The organism is Paraburkholderia sp. 35.1, assembly GCF_050436525.1.
Taxonomy (GTDB): Bacteria; Pseudomonadota; Gammaproteobacteria; order Burkholderiales; family Burkholderiaceae; genus Paraburkholderia; species Paraburkholderia tuberum.
Genome location: NZ_JBNDMJ010000003.1, coordinates 3,955,942 through 3,969,877 on the forward strand (window position 1 = coordinate 3,955,942; position 13,936 = coordinate 3,969,877).

Sequence of the window (13,936 nt, forward strand, 5' to 3'; positions counted from 1 at the left end):
AGCGCCGTGCGGCGCGTGCCGGGCTTCTCGGGCCCGAGACGTCACGCGTGCGCGCGCTGCTGCGAAAACTCCATTGAATACGGGGGATCCGAAGCTGACGCGAAGCTAACTGTCATCGCAGCCGCCTGCGCGATCAGGATTCATGCGCTATGCAGCGCGGCCCGTCGCGAGGACGGGCCCGGAGAAATTACGCGCTTTCGAACAGGCGCGTCAACACGAACTCGCGGTGGCCCAGCGCTTCCGCCGACGTAAAGCGCCCGTTCGCGGTGCGCAGCATCGATTCCAGCAGCTTGTCGCCAGCCTGATCGAGATTCTGTTCGCGCTGCAAAAGTCCCGACACATCCACGTCGATATGCTCGCTCATCGTGCGCACCGTACGCGGGTTCGCGCAAATCTTGATGACAGGCACGATCGGATTGCCGATCACGTTGCCCTGCCCGGTCGGGAAGAAATGCACGGCAAAGCCCGACGCGGCGCACAGCGTCACCATCTCGGCCGCGGCTGACGACGAATCCATGAACCACAAGCCCGGCCCCGTCGGTTCCTCGGCCTTGTCGAGCACGCCGTCGACTCTGCACTTCTTGCCGATCTTCTGGATATTGCCCAGCGCTTTTTCTTCGATGGTCGTCAGGCCGCCCGCGATGTTGCCTTTGGTCGGCTGCGACTCCGACAGATCGTCGGTCTTCCAGCGGTTGATCATGTCCTGATAGCGGTCGAACATGAACTGGAAGCGCTCGCGCACCTGGTCGTTCGCGCAACGCGCGGCAACGATCTGCTCGCCGCCCGTGAGTTCGGACGTCTCGCCGAAGACGAGCGTCGTGCCCAACCCATAGAGCTTGTCGAACGCATTGCCGACAGTCGGGTTCGCGCCGCAGCCGGACGTGGTATCGGATTCGCCGCACTTCGTGGATACCCACAGGTCCGAAATCGGGCATTCTTCGCGATCGAGCGACGTGGCGTACTGCACCATCTCTTTCGCGGTTTTCGAGGCACGCATGATCGTATCGTGATCGCCATGCAGTTCGATGCCGAAGCCCATCACCGGCTTGCCTGACTTCGCAATGCCGTCTACGACGCGTTTGGTCCAGCCTTCCTCGATCCCGATCACGACGACCGCCGCGACATTCGGGTTGCAGCCGGCGCCGATCAGCGTGCGGAAATGCAGATCGAGGTCGGCGCCGAACTGCAGGCGGCCGTATGGATGCGGTAGCGCCATCGTGCCTTTGATGGCCGTTTCGACGGCCAGCGCGGCGGCGTTCGACAAATCGTCGACGGGCAGGATGATCACATGGTTACGCACGCCGACGCGTCCATTGGAACGGCGAAACCCGCGGAAAGTGGTGTTCTGGTCAATCACGCTCATGGTGGCTCTCTTCGATCTGGCTCTGTTGAGTGGGGAAGCTCGCTCGCAATGTCGATGCGCGAGCTGGTCGATCCTCGCGCCGGTTACCAGCGCTTCGTCTTGATGTTGTGAACATGCGCATGTTCACCCGCGCGGATCGGCGCAACGACCTTGCCGATGTCCACGCCGTACTTGAACACCGTGTCGCCGACCGCCATGTCTTTTAGCGCCACCTTGTGACCGATCGGAATGTTCTGTTTCGCCGAGATCGTCACGAGCTCGTCGTCGTCCATGATCCACGCGTTCAATTGGGTCCCCGCCTTGATGCCTTCGACAACCGCCACACCGACGGTGTCTTTCGCTTCGTGCAGCACGATATGAATCGTTTTGCGGTCTGACGAAGGGCTGGCGGAAGATCCTTCACCGGGTTGTTGCGGTGCACCTGCTGCGGTGTGGCTCATCAGTTGTCTCCAGTCTGTTGGTACGGTTTGGTTCGCCTGCGTGAACCCATCTTAGGCGGCACATTTGCATATGTCAACCAGATCATCTATATGTGTTTGATGAACCGTATGAAGTAGAATCAATTGAAAGACAGCAGCAGTGAAGATGCAACGACAGGATGAGAACGATGAATACGTTGACGACGGGTATCAATCTACCGAACGGTGCGGCCGCCACGCCGGCAATCGGCGGCACGCGCTACAAGGAAGTGAAGAATGCGATGCTGGCCGCGCTGGCCGCGCACGAATGGAAGGGCGGCGAAACGATTCCTTCGGAAAAGCGGCTGGCCGAACGCTTCGGCGTATCGATCGGCACGCTGCGCAAGGCAATCGACGAACTGGTGGCCGACAACATTCTGGTGCGCCATCAGGGGCTCGGTACTTTCGTCGCGCAACACCAGCGTGATCGTCATTTCTTCCGCTTCTTCCGCATCGTCCGCCAGGACGGCGACAAGACCTACCCGAGCGTAACGCTCGTGCAGTTCAGGAAGGCCAAGGCTACGCGCGATATCGCGACGCTGCTGAAAGTCGAAACGGGCGCGCGCGTGTTCACGTTCATCAACCGTCTGGCGCTGCATGGCGAAACGGTGATGATCGACAACATCACCGTACCCGAGGCGCGTTTTCCGGGCCTGACGGAAGCCGCGCTGCGCAGCCGGCCGAGCACGCTGTACAACTTCTATCAGGATGCGTTCAACATCAACGTGCTCGGCACCGAGGAACGCGTGCGCGTCGCGGTAGCCAATGAACTCGAAAGCAAACTGCTGGAAGTGCCGCACGGCACGCCGCTTCTTGAAGTGCGGCGCGTCGCGTATTCGTATCATCGGGCGCCCGTCGAAGTGCGGATCTCGCATGCGAACACCGCACGCTACGAATACGTCGGTGCTTCGGCATCGCACGAAGAGCCGCTCTGACAAGGCCAGAAGCCAAGCGCGGTGCGCAGCGCCAAAAGCCGCCGGCCGCGCGCCGCACACGTCACGTTTTCCCGCATTTGCAATCAACAGCACGATCACCTACACTCGCTACTCATACAGATGAGTTAAATCACACGGCACTGAATTCGCTGAATGCCACGGTCACCGAAGCAAGGCATTTCACGCGCGATCCGGTTGCCCACAACACACCATCTGTGAACCTGATTCCGGCCGCGTCGCGCAAACCGTTTTGTCGCGAGCAGGCCGGCAACAAGGAGACACTCACGATGCGTACCCCGCCTCATCGTCATCCCGCTCATGTCCTTCATGTCGCGCCTTGCCGCGTGACGCATGCGTTGCGCCGGCCGCAGCCACGCGAGACCGAATAAGCACACGCAGCCCCCACCCATCCGGTTTATCCGGTGTCGCATTTCAACAGATTGGCCGTGCCGTTCCTGTCGCAAGGAGTGTCCAGCGATGAGCCTTCGTAAAGTTGCCGTATTTCTCTCAACGCTGCTCGCTCTCGGCGCAGCTCTCACCAGTGCGCCCGCCCGCGCCGAACTGTCGGAGATCCGGATCGCGCGCCAATACGGCGTCAGCTATTTGCCACTGATGCTGATGCAGGATCAGAAGCTGGTCGAAAAGCACGCCGCGCAACTGGGCGTGCCGAATCTGAAAGTGTCATGGGTCGAATTCGCGGGCGGCAACGTGATGAACGACGCGCTGCTGTCCGATTCGTTGCAGATCGCGTCAGGCGGCGTCGCGCCGCTCGTGCTGCTGTGGGCGCGTACGCGCGGCACGCCCGTCGAGGTCAAGGCGCTGTCGGCGATCAATTCGATGCCGCTGCTGTTGAACACCAACAACCCGACGGTGAAAACGTTGAAAGACTTCACCGGCAAGGACAAGATCGCGCTGCCCGCAGCGAAGGTGTCGATCCAGGCAATCACGTTGCAAATGGCCGCGGAAAAGGCCTTCGGCGCCGGCAACCAGGGGCAGCTCGATAAATACACTGTCTCGCTGGCTCATCCCGATGCGCAGCAGGCGCTGCTGTCGGGCAATAGCGAAGTGACCGCGCATTTCGGCTCGCCGCCGTTTCAGGAACAGGAATTGGCCCACCCTGGCGTGCGCACCGTGGTGAATTCGTATGACGTTCTGGGCGGCAAGTCGACATTCAATCTGGTCTGGTGCATGACGAAGTTCTATCAACAGAATCCGAAACTCGTGCAAGCCTTCATGGCCGCGCTCGACGATGCCGAAGCGCAGATCACCAGGGACAAGCACGCGGCCGCACTCGCCTACCTGCGCATCAGCAAGGACAAGAGCAATGTCGCCGACATCGAAAAAATGATTTCGTCGCCCGATGTCGCCTTCACGACCACGCCCGAAAACACGCTCAAATACGCGGATTTCATGGCACGCACGGGCCTGATCAAGACCAAACCCGCCTCGTGGAAGGACATGTTCTTTCCGACCGCCCAATCGCTTCAAGGGAGTTGATCATGCATCGCACGCGTGCTGGAGCCACCCGCGCCACATCCTCGCCGAGCGGCATGCCGTTACTGGATGTCGCCGGCGTAACGCTGCAATACAAGACGCCGCGGCATCTCGTGATGGCAACGTATCGCGTCGACTTTCAGGTATTCGAAGGCGACCGTTTCGTTTTGCTTGGGCCATCGGGTTGCGGGAAGTCGACGTTGCTCAAGAGCGTCGGCGGCTATCTGCTGCCGACGGAAGGTTCGATCACGCTGAAGGGCAAGACGGTGACGAAGCCGGGCCCCGACCGGATGATGGTCTTTCAGGAATTCGACCAGTTGCTGCCGTGGAAGACGGTCAAGCAGAACGTGATGTTTCCGCTGCTCGCTTCGCACCGGCTGTCGGCGCGCGAAGCGGAACAGCGCGCGATGCATTACATCGACAAGGTCAACCTCACGAAATTCTCGGACAGCCATCCGCATACGTTATCGGGCGGCATGAAGCAGCGCGTGGCGATTGCGCGCGGCATGGCGATGGAACCGGACATCCTGCTGATGGACGAGCCGTTCGCCGCACTCGATGCGCTCACGCGCCGCAAGATGCAGGACGAACTGCTGACGCTATGGCAGGAAACGCGCTTCACCGTGCTATTCGTCACGCATTCGATTCCGGAAGCGATCAAGGTCGGCAGCCGGATTCTGTTGCTGTCGCCGCACCCGGGGCAGGTCAAGGCAGAACTCGATACGGCGGCGGCAGGCGAATCCGCTGCCACGCTCGAAAAACGCATCCAGCACATGCTGTTCGAAGACGAAATCCACGAGGCAGAGAATGTCTGACGCTACCGCACACGGTTCCTCATCCGTCCATCCGCCCCGTGACGACATGATCACGCGCGCGCCGCGCGGCGAGATCATTCGCGAACCCAGCGATGCACAGCATTTCAGCGTCGTCGAAAAGCCGCTGTCACTGTTCGAGCGCCTGTACAACCAGAGCTGGCTGCGCAAGTTCCTGATCCTCGCGCTGCTCGCGCTGGTCTGGGAAGGCTACGGACGCTGGCTCAACAATCCGTTGCTGTTTCCCACTTTCAGCGCGACCGTCGACGCCTTCTGCACGAGCATCGCAAACGGCGAACTGCCCGGCAAGGCATGGGCGTCGATCCACGTATTGCTGCTCGGCTACGGCTGCGGTCTGCTGCTGGCCGCGTTGCTGACGGCCGCCGCGATCACCTCGCGCATCGGCACGGACTTTCTCGAAACGATGACCTCGATGCTCAACCCGCTGCCCGCCATCGCGCTGCTGCCGCTCGCGCTGATCTGGTTCGGGCTCGGCAACGGCAGCCTGATCTTCGTGCTCGTGCATTCGGTGACATGGTCGGTCGCGTTGAATACGCACTCGGGCTTTCTGTCGGTGAGCAACACGCTGAAAATGGTCGGGCGCAACTATGGCTTGCGCGGCGGGCGCTACGTCGCCGCGATTCTGGTGCCCGCTGCGTTCCCGAGCATTCTGACCGGCCTGAAGATCGGCTGGGCCTTCGCGTGGCGCACGCTGATCGCGGCGGAACTCGTGTTCGGCGTGAGTTCGGGTTCCGGCGGCCTCGGCTGGTTCATCTACGAAAACAAGAACCTGCTCGACATCGCGAACGTGTTCGCGGGTCTGTTCACGGTGATTCTGATTGGCCTCGCCGTCGAGAACCTGATCTTCCGCGTACTCGAACGCCACACCGTGCAACGCTGGGGCATGCAGTCGTGAAGCATGGCGCGCACGCACGGGAGGCTCGTTGCTAAGCGCCGACATCGCGCTGCTGGTGATTGGAGGCAGCGCGGTCGCGGGCTTCGTGTCGGGGCTGGCGGGATTTGCGTTCGGTCTCGTCGCGATGGTGTTCTGGGCATGGGCGCTGCCGCCGCAAGCGATCGGGCCGATGCTGGTGGTCGGCTCGCTGGTCGGACAGATGCTAACCGTGCATACGGTGCGCTCGCAGATACGGCCGAAGATCATCGGTCCGTTCATCGCAGGAGGCATCGTCGGCGTGCCGATCGGCGCGACGCTGCTGCCGTTCATCGATCCCGTCGGCTTTCGGATCGGCGCCGGTCTGCTGATGATCGTCTATTGCGGCGTGATGCTCGCCGCGAAAGATCTGCCGACGGTGACGGCAGGCGGTGCCTGGGCGGACGGCGGCGTCGGCGTGGTCGGCGGCATTCTGGGCGGCATTGCGGGGCTCGTCGGTCCGGCACCGACCATATGGTGCATGCTGCGCGGTCACAACAAAGATACGCAGCGCGCGATCTGCCAAAGCTTTTTCATCGCGATGCAATCGCTGACGCTCGTCACGTATGCACTGACGGGCCTGATCGGCAAGCAGACGCTAGTACTCTTCGGCTGGATGCTGCCGTCGTCGCTGCTGTTTGCGTGGCTCGGCTCACGGCTTTATCGGCGTCTGTCGGACACCGCGTTTCGGCGGGTGCTGCTTGCGCTGCTGTTCGCTTCGGGCGTGGCGCTGCTGGGCTCATCGCTTGTTCACGCGATAAAGTAATGCCGATGCGGCAACGTCAAGCGGAGTGAGCGTCATGAGTGCGATTCGCTATTTCGTCACGTTTCTGTCCGTCGCGCGCCACGGCTCTTTCGCCGCAGCCGCCGACGAAGTGTGTCTCACACAGGCCGCCGTGAGCCTGCAGATGCGTTCACTGGAACGCGATCTCGACATCGTGCTGTTCGAACGGAGCGCGCGCTCGGTCGCATTGAGCGAACAGGGACGCACGATCGTGCCGCTCGCCGAAACGCTGGTCGCCAACTATCGGCGGATTCTGGCCACGGCGGGCCGCGACGAACTGGCGGGCGTCGTGCGGGTCGGCGCGCTGGTGTCGTCGCTGATGGGCGCGTTCGCCGATGCGATGCTGAATCTGAAACGCCGCTACCCGCGCCTCGAACTGAAGCTTTTCACGGGCCTGTCGAGTGACTTCACGCGACGCGTGGAGAACGGAGAACTCGACGCCGCCATCGTCACGCAGTCGCCCACCGGCTTTCCCGCCGCGTTGAAGTGGACGGTGCTGTATCACGAGCCGATGGTGCTGATCTCGTCGGCTGACAATCCGCGCGCGCACGTCGACACGCTGCTTCGTGAGCCGTTCATCCGTTTCGACCGGCAGACGTGGACAGGCATGCTGATCGACGACGCGCTGCGCGGCCTCGACGCTTCCGTGCACGACATCATGGAGCTGAACTCGCTCGAATCGATCTGCGAAATGGTGAAGCGCGGTTTCGGCGTTTCGGTAGTGCCGCGTCTCGCGAATGCGAACTGGAATCACGAATCAGGGCTGCGCGTGACCGAGTTGCCCGAGCGGATCGCGCCGCGCCGCGTCGGCCTGCTGGAACGGCGCGAACACGGACGCGAAGCGTTCACGGCCGCCGTGAAGCGTCACTTCACGACGGCGGCCGACGTTTCCGCCAGTGGCAATGATTCGTCGAGCAGCGACTGACCAGGCTTCACGCGCGTGAACTGCACGCGCCGGCGGCTGGTTTCGAAGGCGTTCTGCTCAAGCCGCAGGCATACATACTCGGATGTGTCCAGATCTCCGGCGTCGGGAAAGTCTTCGCGGAAATGCGCGCCGCGCGAATTCTCGCGCAGCAACGCCGACTCGGTGATCGCGCGGCTAACGAGCGTCAGGTTGTGCAGGTTCATCCAGTCGTGCCACGACAGGTTGAAGCGCAGATCGCGTCCATCGACACCCGTGCGGTCCAGCCGTTCGCCGATGTCGATCAATGTGCTTCTCGCGCGCAGCAAGCCCTGCTCGTCGCGCAGGATGCCGACGTCGCGCCACATCAACTCGTACAGGTCGTCGCGTATCGATTCGAGATCGCCCGCAGGCTGGCCGAGCGGCCGCGTGCAACGTTCGATGGCGCGCTCGATCTGACTGGCATCGGCGGTGGCGAGGCGCCCATGGCGCGGCACCCAGCGCGCGAGCGTCTCACCCGCAATGCCGCCGAACACCGTCGAATTCGCGACGCCGTTGCCGCCCAGCCGGTTCGCGCCGTGCACGCCGCCCGCATCCTCGCCCGCGACGAAGAGGCCCGGCAGCGTCGTCGAACAGTCGGTCTCGAACAGCACGCCGCCCATCATGTAGTGCGCGGTCGGCACCACTTCGACCTGGCCGCCCGCCAGATCGAAGCCGCAATCCGCGCAGCGTTCGACCATGCCCTTGAAACGCTGGCGCACGCTGTCGGGCCCGAGATGATCCATGCGCAGATAGACGCCGCCGTTCGGCGTCGTGTTGCCCGCGCGCAGTTCACGGTAAATGCTGCGCGAGACGATGTCGCGCGTCGCGCGCTCGCCGCGCGGATCGTAGCGGTGCATAAAGCGCTCGCCGTCGCCCGTCAGCAGATAGCCGCCCGCGCCGCGCAGCCCTTCTTCGAGCACGGTGCCCGTCATGCGCGTATGAGTGCCCGCCAGCAAGCCCGTCGGGTGGAACTGCACCATCTCCATGTCGCGCAACGTGAGGCCGGCACGCAGCGCCATCGCCATGCCGTCGCAACTCTTGTCTGCGCTCGGCGTGTGGTACTTGTACATCGTGGGGCCGCCGCCCGTCGCGAGCAGCACGGCCTTCGCGCGCACGAAGACGAATTCGCCGCTGCGAATGTCGATCATCAGCACGCCGGCCAGTGCGCTGCCGTCTTCGGACTCGATGAATTCCACCGCGCGATGTTCTTCGAGCCGCTCGATCCCGCGCGCCCACACCTGTTCGGCAAGCCGGTTGATGATCTCGATGCCAGTCTGATCGCCCTTGTGCACCGTACGGTCGAAGGTTTGCCCGGCGAATGCCTTCTGCTTCAGCGTGCCGTCCGGGTTGCGGTCGAAGAAGCAGCCCAGTTCGTTTTCGAGTTCGTTGATCCGCTCGACCGCGCGTGTCACCAGCGTCCACGCGAGTTCCTGGTTCGACAGCCATTTGCCGCCTTCGATCGTATCCATGAAGTGACGTTCGATCGAATCGCCCTGTGCCAGCGCGACGTTATAGCCGCCCTGCACCATGCGCGTACAGCCGCATTTGCCGAGCAATCCTTTCACGGCGATCGTGATGCGCAACTGCGGCGCGTCGGCCTGCGCATGCAGCGCGGCAAACAGGCCTGCGCCGCCGCTGCCGAGAATCAGGATGTCGGTATCCACGTGCTTCATGGTCGGTTCCCGTGATGAACGACGCTGCGTTCGTTCAGCTTTTGATGCCCAGCGACGCGAGCACCGCTTCGCGCCGCTCACGCGTGCTCTGCTGGACCTTCGTGTAGACGCTGCCGCCGTGACTATCCATCGCGACGAGCAGCGGGCCGAATTCGCCGATCCTGAAGCGCCATAGCGATTCGGGGTTCAGGTCGTCGAGATCGACGTCTTCGATCTGTTCGATCCATGTCGTCTCCAGCGCCGCCGTGCCGCCGACGATCGCGAGATACACGCCGCCGTATTTTGCGAACGCATCGCTCGACGCCTGCCCGAGCCCGCCCTTGCCGATCACGATGCGCACGCCGTACTGCGCCATCAGCGCCGCGGTGAAGCGCTCCATGCGTGCGGACGTCGTCGTGCCGACGCAGACGGGCTCGTAGCCCGCCGGATGTGCGTCCGAGCGTGGCACCTTGCGCACGTTCGGCGCGGTGTGAATCACCGCATGGCCGCGCAGATCGAAACGAGTCGTGCGGCCACGGTCGAACATATGGATCTGCGTGGCGTCGCGGATGCCGAACAGCGTGCCTGTCAACGTAACGGTATCGCCCGTGCGCAACGCGCGAATCTGCGCTTCGCTAGCGGGCATGGACAGGGTGTGATGAGTCATCGATCGTTCCTTGACGGTGTGCGTGCCGATGCGGACAGCCCGCGTGTCAGTAGCCGTACTCGACGCCCGCCGGCGTCAGCGTGGCGCGCGCGCGGCGGGCCGAATGACACTGCATGTTCACGGCAACCGGATTCATCGTGATATGCGTCGCCGCCAGTTCGAGGTGGACCGCGAACGATGTCGCGTCGCCGCCGAGCCCCTGCGGGCCTACGCCCAGGCGGTTCACCGCGGCCGACAGTTCCTCCTCCAGCGCGGCCGCCGCCGGATCGTCGCAATGCGTACCGAGCGCGCGCGTCGCGGCACGCTTGGCGAGCCACACGCACAGATCCGAGGTACCGCCGATGCCCACGCCTACAATCGTCGGCGGACACGTCTTGCCGCCCGCATCGACCACGCAGTCGATCACGAAGCGTTTGATCGCGTCGACACCTTCCGCCGGAATCGCCATTTTCAGAAACGAGTTGTTTTCCGAACCGCTGCCCTTCGGAATCATTTCGATCACGAGCGTGTCGGCTGTCGAGTCGAAGTCGATATGGATCGCGGGCATCAGCACGCCGCAAGACGAATGTTCGTTGTTCCGCGTCAACGGATGCACGACCGACGAGCGCAATGGATGCTCGCGCGTGGCCCGTTCGCAGCCGCGCCGGATCGCTGCTTTCAACGCGACGCCGTCGAGCGCGAGGCCCGTGCCGATCGTCACGTTGTAGATCGGCAGCCCGGTGTCCTGGCACAGCAGGTTGTCCTGATCTTCGGCAATCGCGATATTGGTGCGCATTGTGCCCAGCACGCGGCGCGCGGTGTCGTCGGTTTCAGCGCGTTCGAGGCGCGCGATACCGTCCTTGATGTCGGGCGGCAAATGCTTCAGCGCGCGTATGTACAACTGCTTCGCGACCTCTTCGATCTGCTGCATGTCCATTGATGAATCTCCGTCGGGGGACCGTGCGTTCACAACGTGAGCGACAGCGCAAACGCCAGCCCGATGACCAATGCGCCGCCCGCTGTCGCCGCGATCAGGTTCTTGCGCAAACCGCTCCATGGCCGGTATTCGATGAGCAGAATGCGCACGCCGCCGAACAGATGCGCGGCCAGCAACGTGACGAGGCCCCACTCGGCGAATACGAAGGCGGGTTGCCTCGTCACGGCGAGAAACGACTCGAACGATGCTGCGCCGTGCAAAGCGGTGCCGAGCGCCCAGAAGTGCAGCGGCAGAAAGAAGGCGAGCGCGAGTCCGGACAGACGGTGCACAAGAAAGGCCCACCACGCGGGATGGTTGCGCGCGCGCGAGTCGGCGCGCCGGCCAGGGGTGCGGTGTCCCGCGTGGTTCGTGTCTGTTGCTGGTTTCGCTGCGCGTGCCATGTCGCTCATTGCGGCCCTCCTACCAGCGCGAAGACCGCGCGCAGACCGGCAATCGCCAGCGCAATGCCGACGATCACGCTCGCCACCCCGACGCTGCGCCCGCGCCAGCCGAGCCACTCCTCGGCGATCCTTCTCAAGCCGACAGGCACATGCGCGGACGACGCAAGCACGAACACTGAATAGAACACCGCCCACGCCGTATTGCCGTGCAGACGCGCGATCACGTTCGCCGCGCTCAGCCCGCCATGCACGACGATAATCATGGTGACAAGATGGACGGCCACGCATAAGGTCAGCACCATCGCCGACAGGCGCTGCAACCGCCAGCCGCTCATCATCGCGGTTCTCCTTTCGGCGCATGGCCGCGAAGCCGCTTCAGGCCAGCAATGCTGGCCGTCGGCTGCAGCGACTTGGGACACCGTTCGGTACACGAGCCGAGCGTATGGCACGAATGACAGCCTGCGTCGTTGGAGACGGCTGCGACGCGGGTTTGCTGCTGGATGTCGCGTACGTCGTTGACGAGCGTCCACGCACGATTGAGCGCGGCGGGTCCGAGATAGTCGGGGTTCCATGCGACGACGTCGCAGCTCGCATAACAGACACCGCAGCCGATGCATTCAATCCCCGCGTCGGCCGCCTTGCGTTCGGCGGAGGCGGGATCGACGCAAGTGGCAGGTTCGTTACGCGTGTGCTCGCCCTTGAAATAGCCCTTCGCGTCGCGCCATTTGTCGAAGAAGGCGGTCATATCCGTCGCCAGATCCTTGATGACGGGCAGGTGATTGAGAGGCGCGATTTCGAGCACGTCACCGGCGTGCTTCATGACTTTGGTGACGTGCGTGCGGCAGGTCCATCGCGCGCGGCCGTTGACGGTCATCGCGCATGAACCGCACATGCCGACCCGGCACGCAAAGCGATAGGACAGCGTCGCATCCAGATGGCGCTGGATGTGGATCACGACGTCGAGCACGGTCTGACTTTCCATGCGCGGCACGTCGAAGCGCTGAAAGCTGCCTTCGTCGTTACCGCGCCAGACGTCGACCTTGAGTTGCGGGGGAGTGGTTCGCATCGTGACCGTTGAGGTTCGAATGATTGCGAAGCCAGTCTAAGGGGCGCGCGCCGCCCGTCAAAGCCAAAGATTCTTGTTGCAAGCTCAAGGTTTTTTTATGCTCGCGGGCGTGCGAGTGCCTGTGAGAACGCTCTTGAAACCGCCCCACCAGGCTTGTCATTTCAGAGTGCTCGAAATTCCGCGCTAACATATGTTCGATTGCCCAGTTGGAGTGCGTACGCACTCGTCGACGCCTGGGAACGCCGCCGCGTCCGCGGGTCTAGGGGATCCTGAGTTGCCGCAACACGCAACTAATCCGCGAAGTCGGACAGCTTTAGTCAAACGGTCTGCAGAATGAGAAAACGATTACCTCCGCTTAACTGGTTGCGCGCATTTGAATCCTCTGCCCGGCATCTCAGTTTCACCCATGCGGCGACAGAGTTGAGCCTGACCCAGGCGGCGGTAAGCCAACAGGTGAAGGGACTCGAGTCGCAGTTGGGGGCAGTCCTCTTTAAGCGCTTGCCAAGAGGACTCGAGCTCACTGAGGCCGGGCTAGCCTATTTGCCGGTTGTCCACGAGGCCGTAGAGCGACTGGCGGCCGCAACTGAAGAGATCTTCGGGCAAGGTCACGGCAGAGTCCTTACCGTTCGGGTCAGCCTGGTGTTTTTTACCCATTGGCTGGCAATGCGCTTACCCGACTTTCGTGAACGCCACCCCGAGGTCAATCTGCGTATCACCAGCAACATATGGGGGGGCGATTCGAGCGTGACCGACGTCGAAGCCGATATGGAAATCCGCTATGGACATGGAGAATGGACGGGACTCAAGGCCGAGCGGCTGACCTGGGATACGTTGCTGCCGGTCTGCGCCCCATTCTTGCCCTCCGAACAGGCGCCACTGGCTACGCCGAAGGATCTCCGTTACCACGAACTACTCCACGTCCTGGGCTACGAGGAGGGCTGGGGATACTGGTTGAAGAAAGCAGGCGCGGGACAGGTCGACTCTTCGAAGGGAATGCAGTTCGATACCTTGATCTCTGCTTTGAGAATGGCCGAGCTTGGTCAAGGGGTGGCCTTGGCGCGCTCGTCGCTGGTCCAGTCGATGCTGGACACCGGGCAACTGATAGCGCCTTTCAAATCCCGGCTTACGACCAGTGAAGCTTTCTACCTGGTCTATTCTCCTCACAGCATCGTCAACCCTGATGCCGCGGCGTTCGTGGCCTGGTTGAGTGCGAAGGCTCAGGAGGGGCGTGCGCGGAACTGAGCAGGCAGGTTGACATCGCACGTCCATTTCGCCGGGCTGCCAGTGATCGACTGGTCATTTTCCTGCGTGTTCACTCCGCCGGCCTCAGCCATAAATAAAATAGCCCCATCCTCGTTTTTTTTATTGCTTTACCGGCTCCCCGTTGTATCCGACAGTGATCCCCAGTTCGTCGCCAAGGCCCCTCGCCTCGCATTCGAAATGCGGTTGATTGGTGCTGGCGGCGACCCACCACA

At 62.6% G+C, this 13,936-nt stretch carries 15 protein-coding genes; 7 read left to right on the forward strand and 8 right to left on the reverse strand.

Annotated elements, in window-relative coordinates; all coding sequences use genetic code 11:
• Positions 1–187 precede the first annotated feature (187 nt).
• Complete coding sequence (locus OKW27_RS38610; RefSeq protein ID WP_018422893.1) at positions 188–1,363, reverse strand: UxaA family hydrolase; 1,176 nt, start codon at positions 1,361–1,363, stop codon at positions 188–190.
• 83 nt (positions 1,364–1,446) lie between these two features.
• Entirely contained in the window at positions 1,447–1,716 is a 270-nt protein-coding gene (locus tag OKW27_RS38615) for a UxaA family hydrolase (RefSeq protein ID WP_018422892.1), read from the reverse strand.
• A gap of 254 nt (positions 1,717–1,970) precedes the next feature.
• On the opposite strand from OKW27_RS38615, the gene OKW27_RS38620 reads away from it, so the two are divergent.
• From OKW27_RS38620 to OKW27_RS38645, 6 genes are all read left to right on the forward strand, one after another.
• Positions 1,971–2,756: a GntR family transcriptional regulator gene (locus OKW27_RS38620; RefSeq protein WP_429336552.1), complete on the forward strand. Its 786-nt coding sequence runs from the start codon at positions 1,971–1,973 to the stop codon at positions 2,754–2,756.
• 477 nt (positions 2,757–3,233) lie between these two features.
• Complete coding sequence (locus OKW27_RS38625) at positions 3,234–4,253, forward strand: ABC transporter substrate-binding protein (RefSeq protein WP_184066444.1); 1,020 nt, start codon at positions 3,234–3,236, stop codon at positions 4,251–4,253.
• A gap of 2 nt (positions 4,254–4,255) precedes the next feature.
• Positions 4,256–5,065: an ABC transporter ATP-binding protein gene (locus OKW27_RS38630; RefSeq protein ID WP_244144794.1), complete on the forward strand. Its 810-nt coding sequence runs from the start codon at positions 4,256–4,258 to the stop codon at positions 5,063–5,065.
• On the forward strand, positions 5,058–5,978 hold the full coding sequence (locus OKW27_RS38635) for an ABC transporter permease (protein ID WP_429336553.1): 921 nt from the start codon (positions 5,058–5,060) through the stop codon (positions 5,976–5,978). The genes OKW27_RS38630 and OKW27_RS38635 overlap by 8 nt, the downstream gene beginning before the upstream one ends.
• A gap of 28 nt (positions 5,979–6,006) precedes the next feature.
• Positions 6,007–6,759, forward strand: a complete 753-nt coding sequence (locus OKW27_RS38640; RefSeq protein ID WP_090805001.1) for a sulfite exporter TauE/SafE family protein — start codon at positions 6,007–6,009, stop codon at positions 6,757–6,759.
• A 34-nt stretch (positions 6,760–6,793) separates the two neighbouring features.
• On the forward strand, positions 6,794–7,702 hold the full coding sequence (locus tag OKW27_RS38645; protein WP_429336554.1) for a LysR substrate-binding domain-containing protein: 909 nt from the start codon (positions 6,794–6,796) through the stop codon (positions 7,700–7,702).
• Here OKW27_RS38645 and OKW27_RS38650 read toward each other — a convergent pair.
• From OKW27_RS38650 to OKW27_RS38675, 6 genes are read right to left on the reverse strand one after another with little or no spacing between them, the layout of a single operon-like run.
• Positions 7,642–9,393, reverse strand: coding sequence for an L-aspartate oxidase (locus OKW27_RS38650; protein WP_429336555.1), 1,752 nt, complete (start codon positions 9,391–9,393; stop codon positions 7,642–7,644). The genes OKW27_RS38645 and OKW27_RS38650 overlap by 61 nt on opposite strands.
• 34 nt (positions 9,394–9,427) lie before the next feature.
• Complete coding sequence (locus OKW27_RS38655; protein WP_090805009.1) at positions 9,428–10,039, reverse strand: FumA C-terminus/TtdB family hydratase beta subunit; 612 nt, start codon at positions 10,037–10,039, stop codon at positions 9,428–9,430.
• Between the two features lie 46 nt (positions 10,040–10,085).
• Positions 10,086–10,955 (reverse strand): fumarate hydratase, encoded by an 870-nt coding sequence (locus tag OKW27_RS38660; protein WP_184040191.1) that lies wholly within the window; start codon positions 10,953–10,955, stop codon positions 10,086–10,088.
• A gap of 29 nt (positions 10,956–10,984) precedes the next feature.
• Entirely contained in the window at positions 10,985–11,404 is a 420-nt protein-coding gene (sdhC, locus tag OKW27_RS38665) for a succinate dehydrogenase, cytochrome b556 subunit (RefSeq protein ID WP_187610040.1), read from the reverse strand.
• Positions 11,401–11,733 (reverse strand): succinate dehydrogenase, encoded by a 333-nt coding sequence (locus tag OKW27_RS38670; RefSeq protein WP_184040186.1) that lies wholly within the window; start codon positions 11,731–11,733, stop codon positions 11,401–11,403. Before OKW27_RS38670 ends, sdhC begins: the two co-directional genes overlap by 4 nt.
• Positions 11,730–12,461 carry a succinate dehydrogenase/fumarate reductase iron-sulfur subunit gene (locus OKW27_RS38675; RefSeq protein WP_018422880.1) on the reverse strand — a complete coding sequence of 244 codons (732 nt, stop codon included), beginning with the start codon at positions 12,459–12,461 and terminating at the stop codon, positions 11,730–11,732. The genes OKW27_RS38670 and OKW27_RS38675 overlap by 4 nt, the downstream gene beginning before the upstream one ends.
• Positions 12,462–12,794: 333 nt before the next feature.
• Between OKW27_RS38675 and gcvA the strand changes: the two genes are divergently transcribed.
• A complete protein-coding gene (gcvA, locus tag OKW27_RS38680; RefSeq protein WP_090805019.1) occupies positions 12,795–13,703 on the forward strand; it encodes a transcriptional regulator GcvA in 909 nt (302 codons plus the stop codon).
• Positions 13,704–13,936: the final 233 nt, after the last annotated feature.

What these genes read in the sequence shown, in the direction of transcription:
- OKW27_RS38610 (WP_018422893.1), bottom strand. Translation starts at nt 1,363, where the DNA reads ATGAGCGTGATTGACCAGAACACCACTTTCCGCGGGTTTCGCCGTTCC.
- OKW27_RS38620 (WP_429336552.1), top strand. Translation starts at nt 1,971, where the DNA reads ATGAATACGTTGACGACGGGTATCAATCTACCGAACGGTGCGGCCGCC.
- OKW27_RS38625 (WP_184066444.1), top strand. Translation starts at nt 3,234, where the DNA reads ATGAGCCTTCGTAAAGTTGCCGTATTTCTCTCAACGCTGCTCGCTCTC.
- OKW27_RS38630 (WP_244144794.1), top strand. Translation starts at nt 4,256, where the DNA reads ATGCATCGCACGCGTGCTGGAGCCACCCGCGCCACATCCTCGCCGAGC.
- OKW27_RS38635 (WP_429336553.1), top strand. Translation starts at nt 5,058, where the DNA reads ATGTCTGACGCTACCGCACACGGTTCCTCATCCGTCCATCCGCCCCGT.
- OKW27_RS38645 (WP_429336554.1), top strand. Translation starts at nt 6,794, where the DNA reads ATGAGTGCGATTCGCTATTTCGTCACGTTTCTGTCCGTCGCGCGCCAC.
- OKW27_RS38650 (WP_429336555.1), bottom strand. Translation starts at nt 9,393, where the DNA reads ATGAAGCACGTGGATACCGACATCCTGATTCTCGGCAGCGGCGGCGCA.
- OKW27_RS38655 (WP_090805009.1), bottom strand. Translation starts at nt 10,039, where the DNA reads ATGACTCATCACACCCTGTCCATGCCCGCTAGCGAAGCGCAGATTCGC.
- OKW27_RS38660 (WP_184040191.1), bottom strand. Translation starts at nt 10,955, where the DNA reads ATGGACATGCAGCAGATCGAAGAGGTCGCGAAGCAGTTGTACATACGC.
- sdhC (WP_187610040.1), bottom strand. Translation starts at nt 11,404, where the DNA reads ATGAGCGACATGGCACGCGCAGCGAAACCAGCAACAGACACGAACCAC.
- OKW27_RS38670 (WP_184040186.1), bottom strand. Translation starts at nt 11,733, where the DNA reads ATGATGAGCGGCTGGCGGTTGCAGCGCCTGTCGGCGATGGTGCTGACC.
- OKW27_RS38675 (WP_018422880.1), bottom strand. Translation starts at nt 12,461, where the DNA reads ATGCGAACCACTCCCCCGCAACTCAAGGTCGACGTCTGGCGCGGTAAC.
- gcvA (WP_090805019.1), top strand. Translation starts at nt 12,795, where the DNA reads ATGAGAAAACGATTACCTCCGCTTAACTGGTTGCGCGCATTTGAATCC.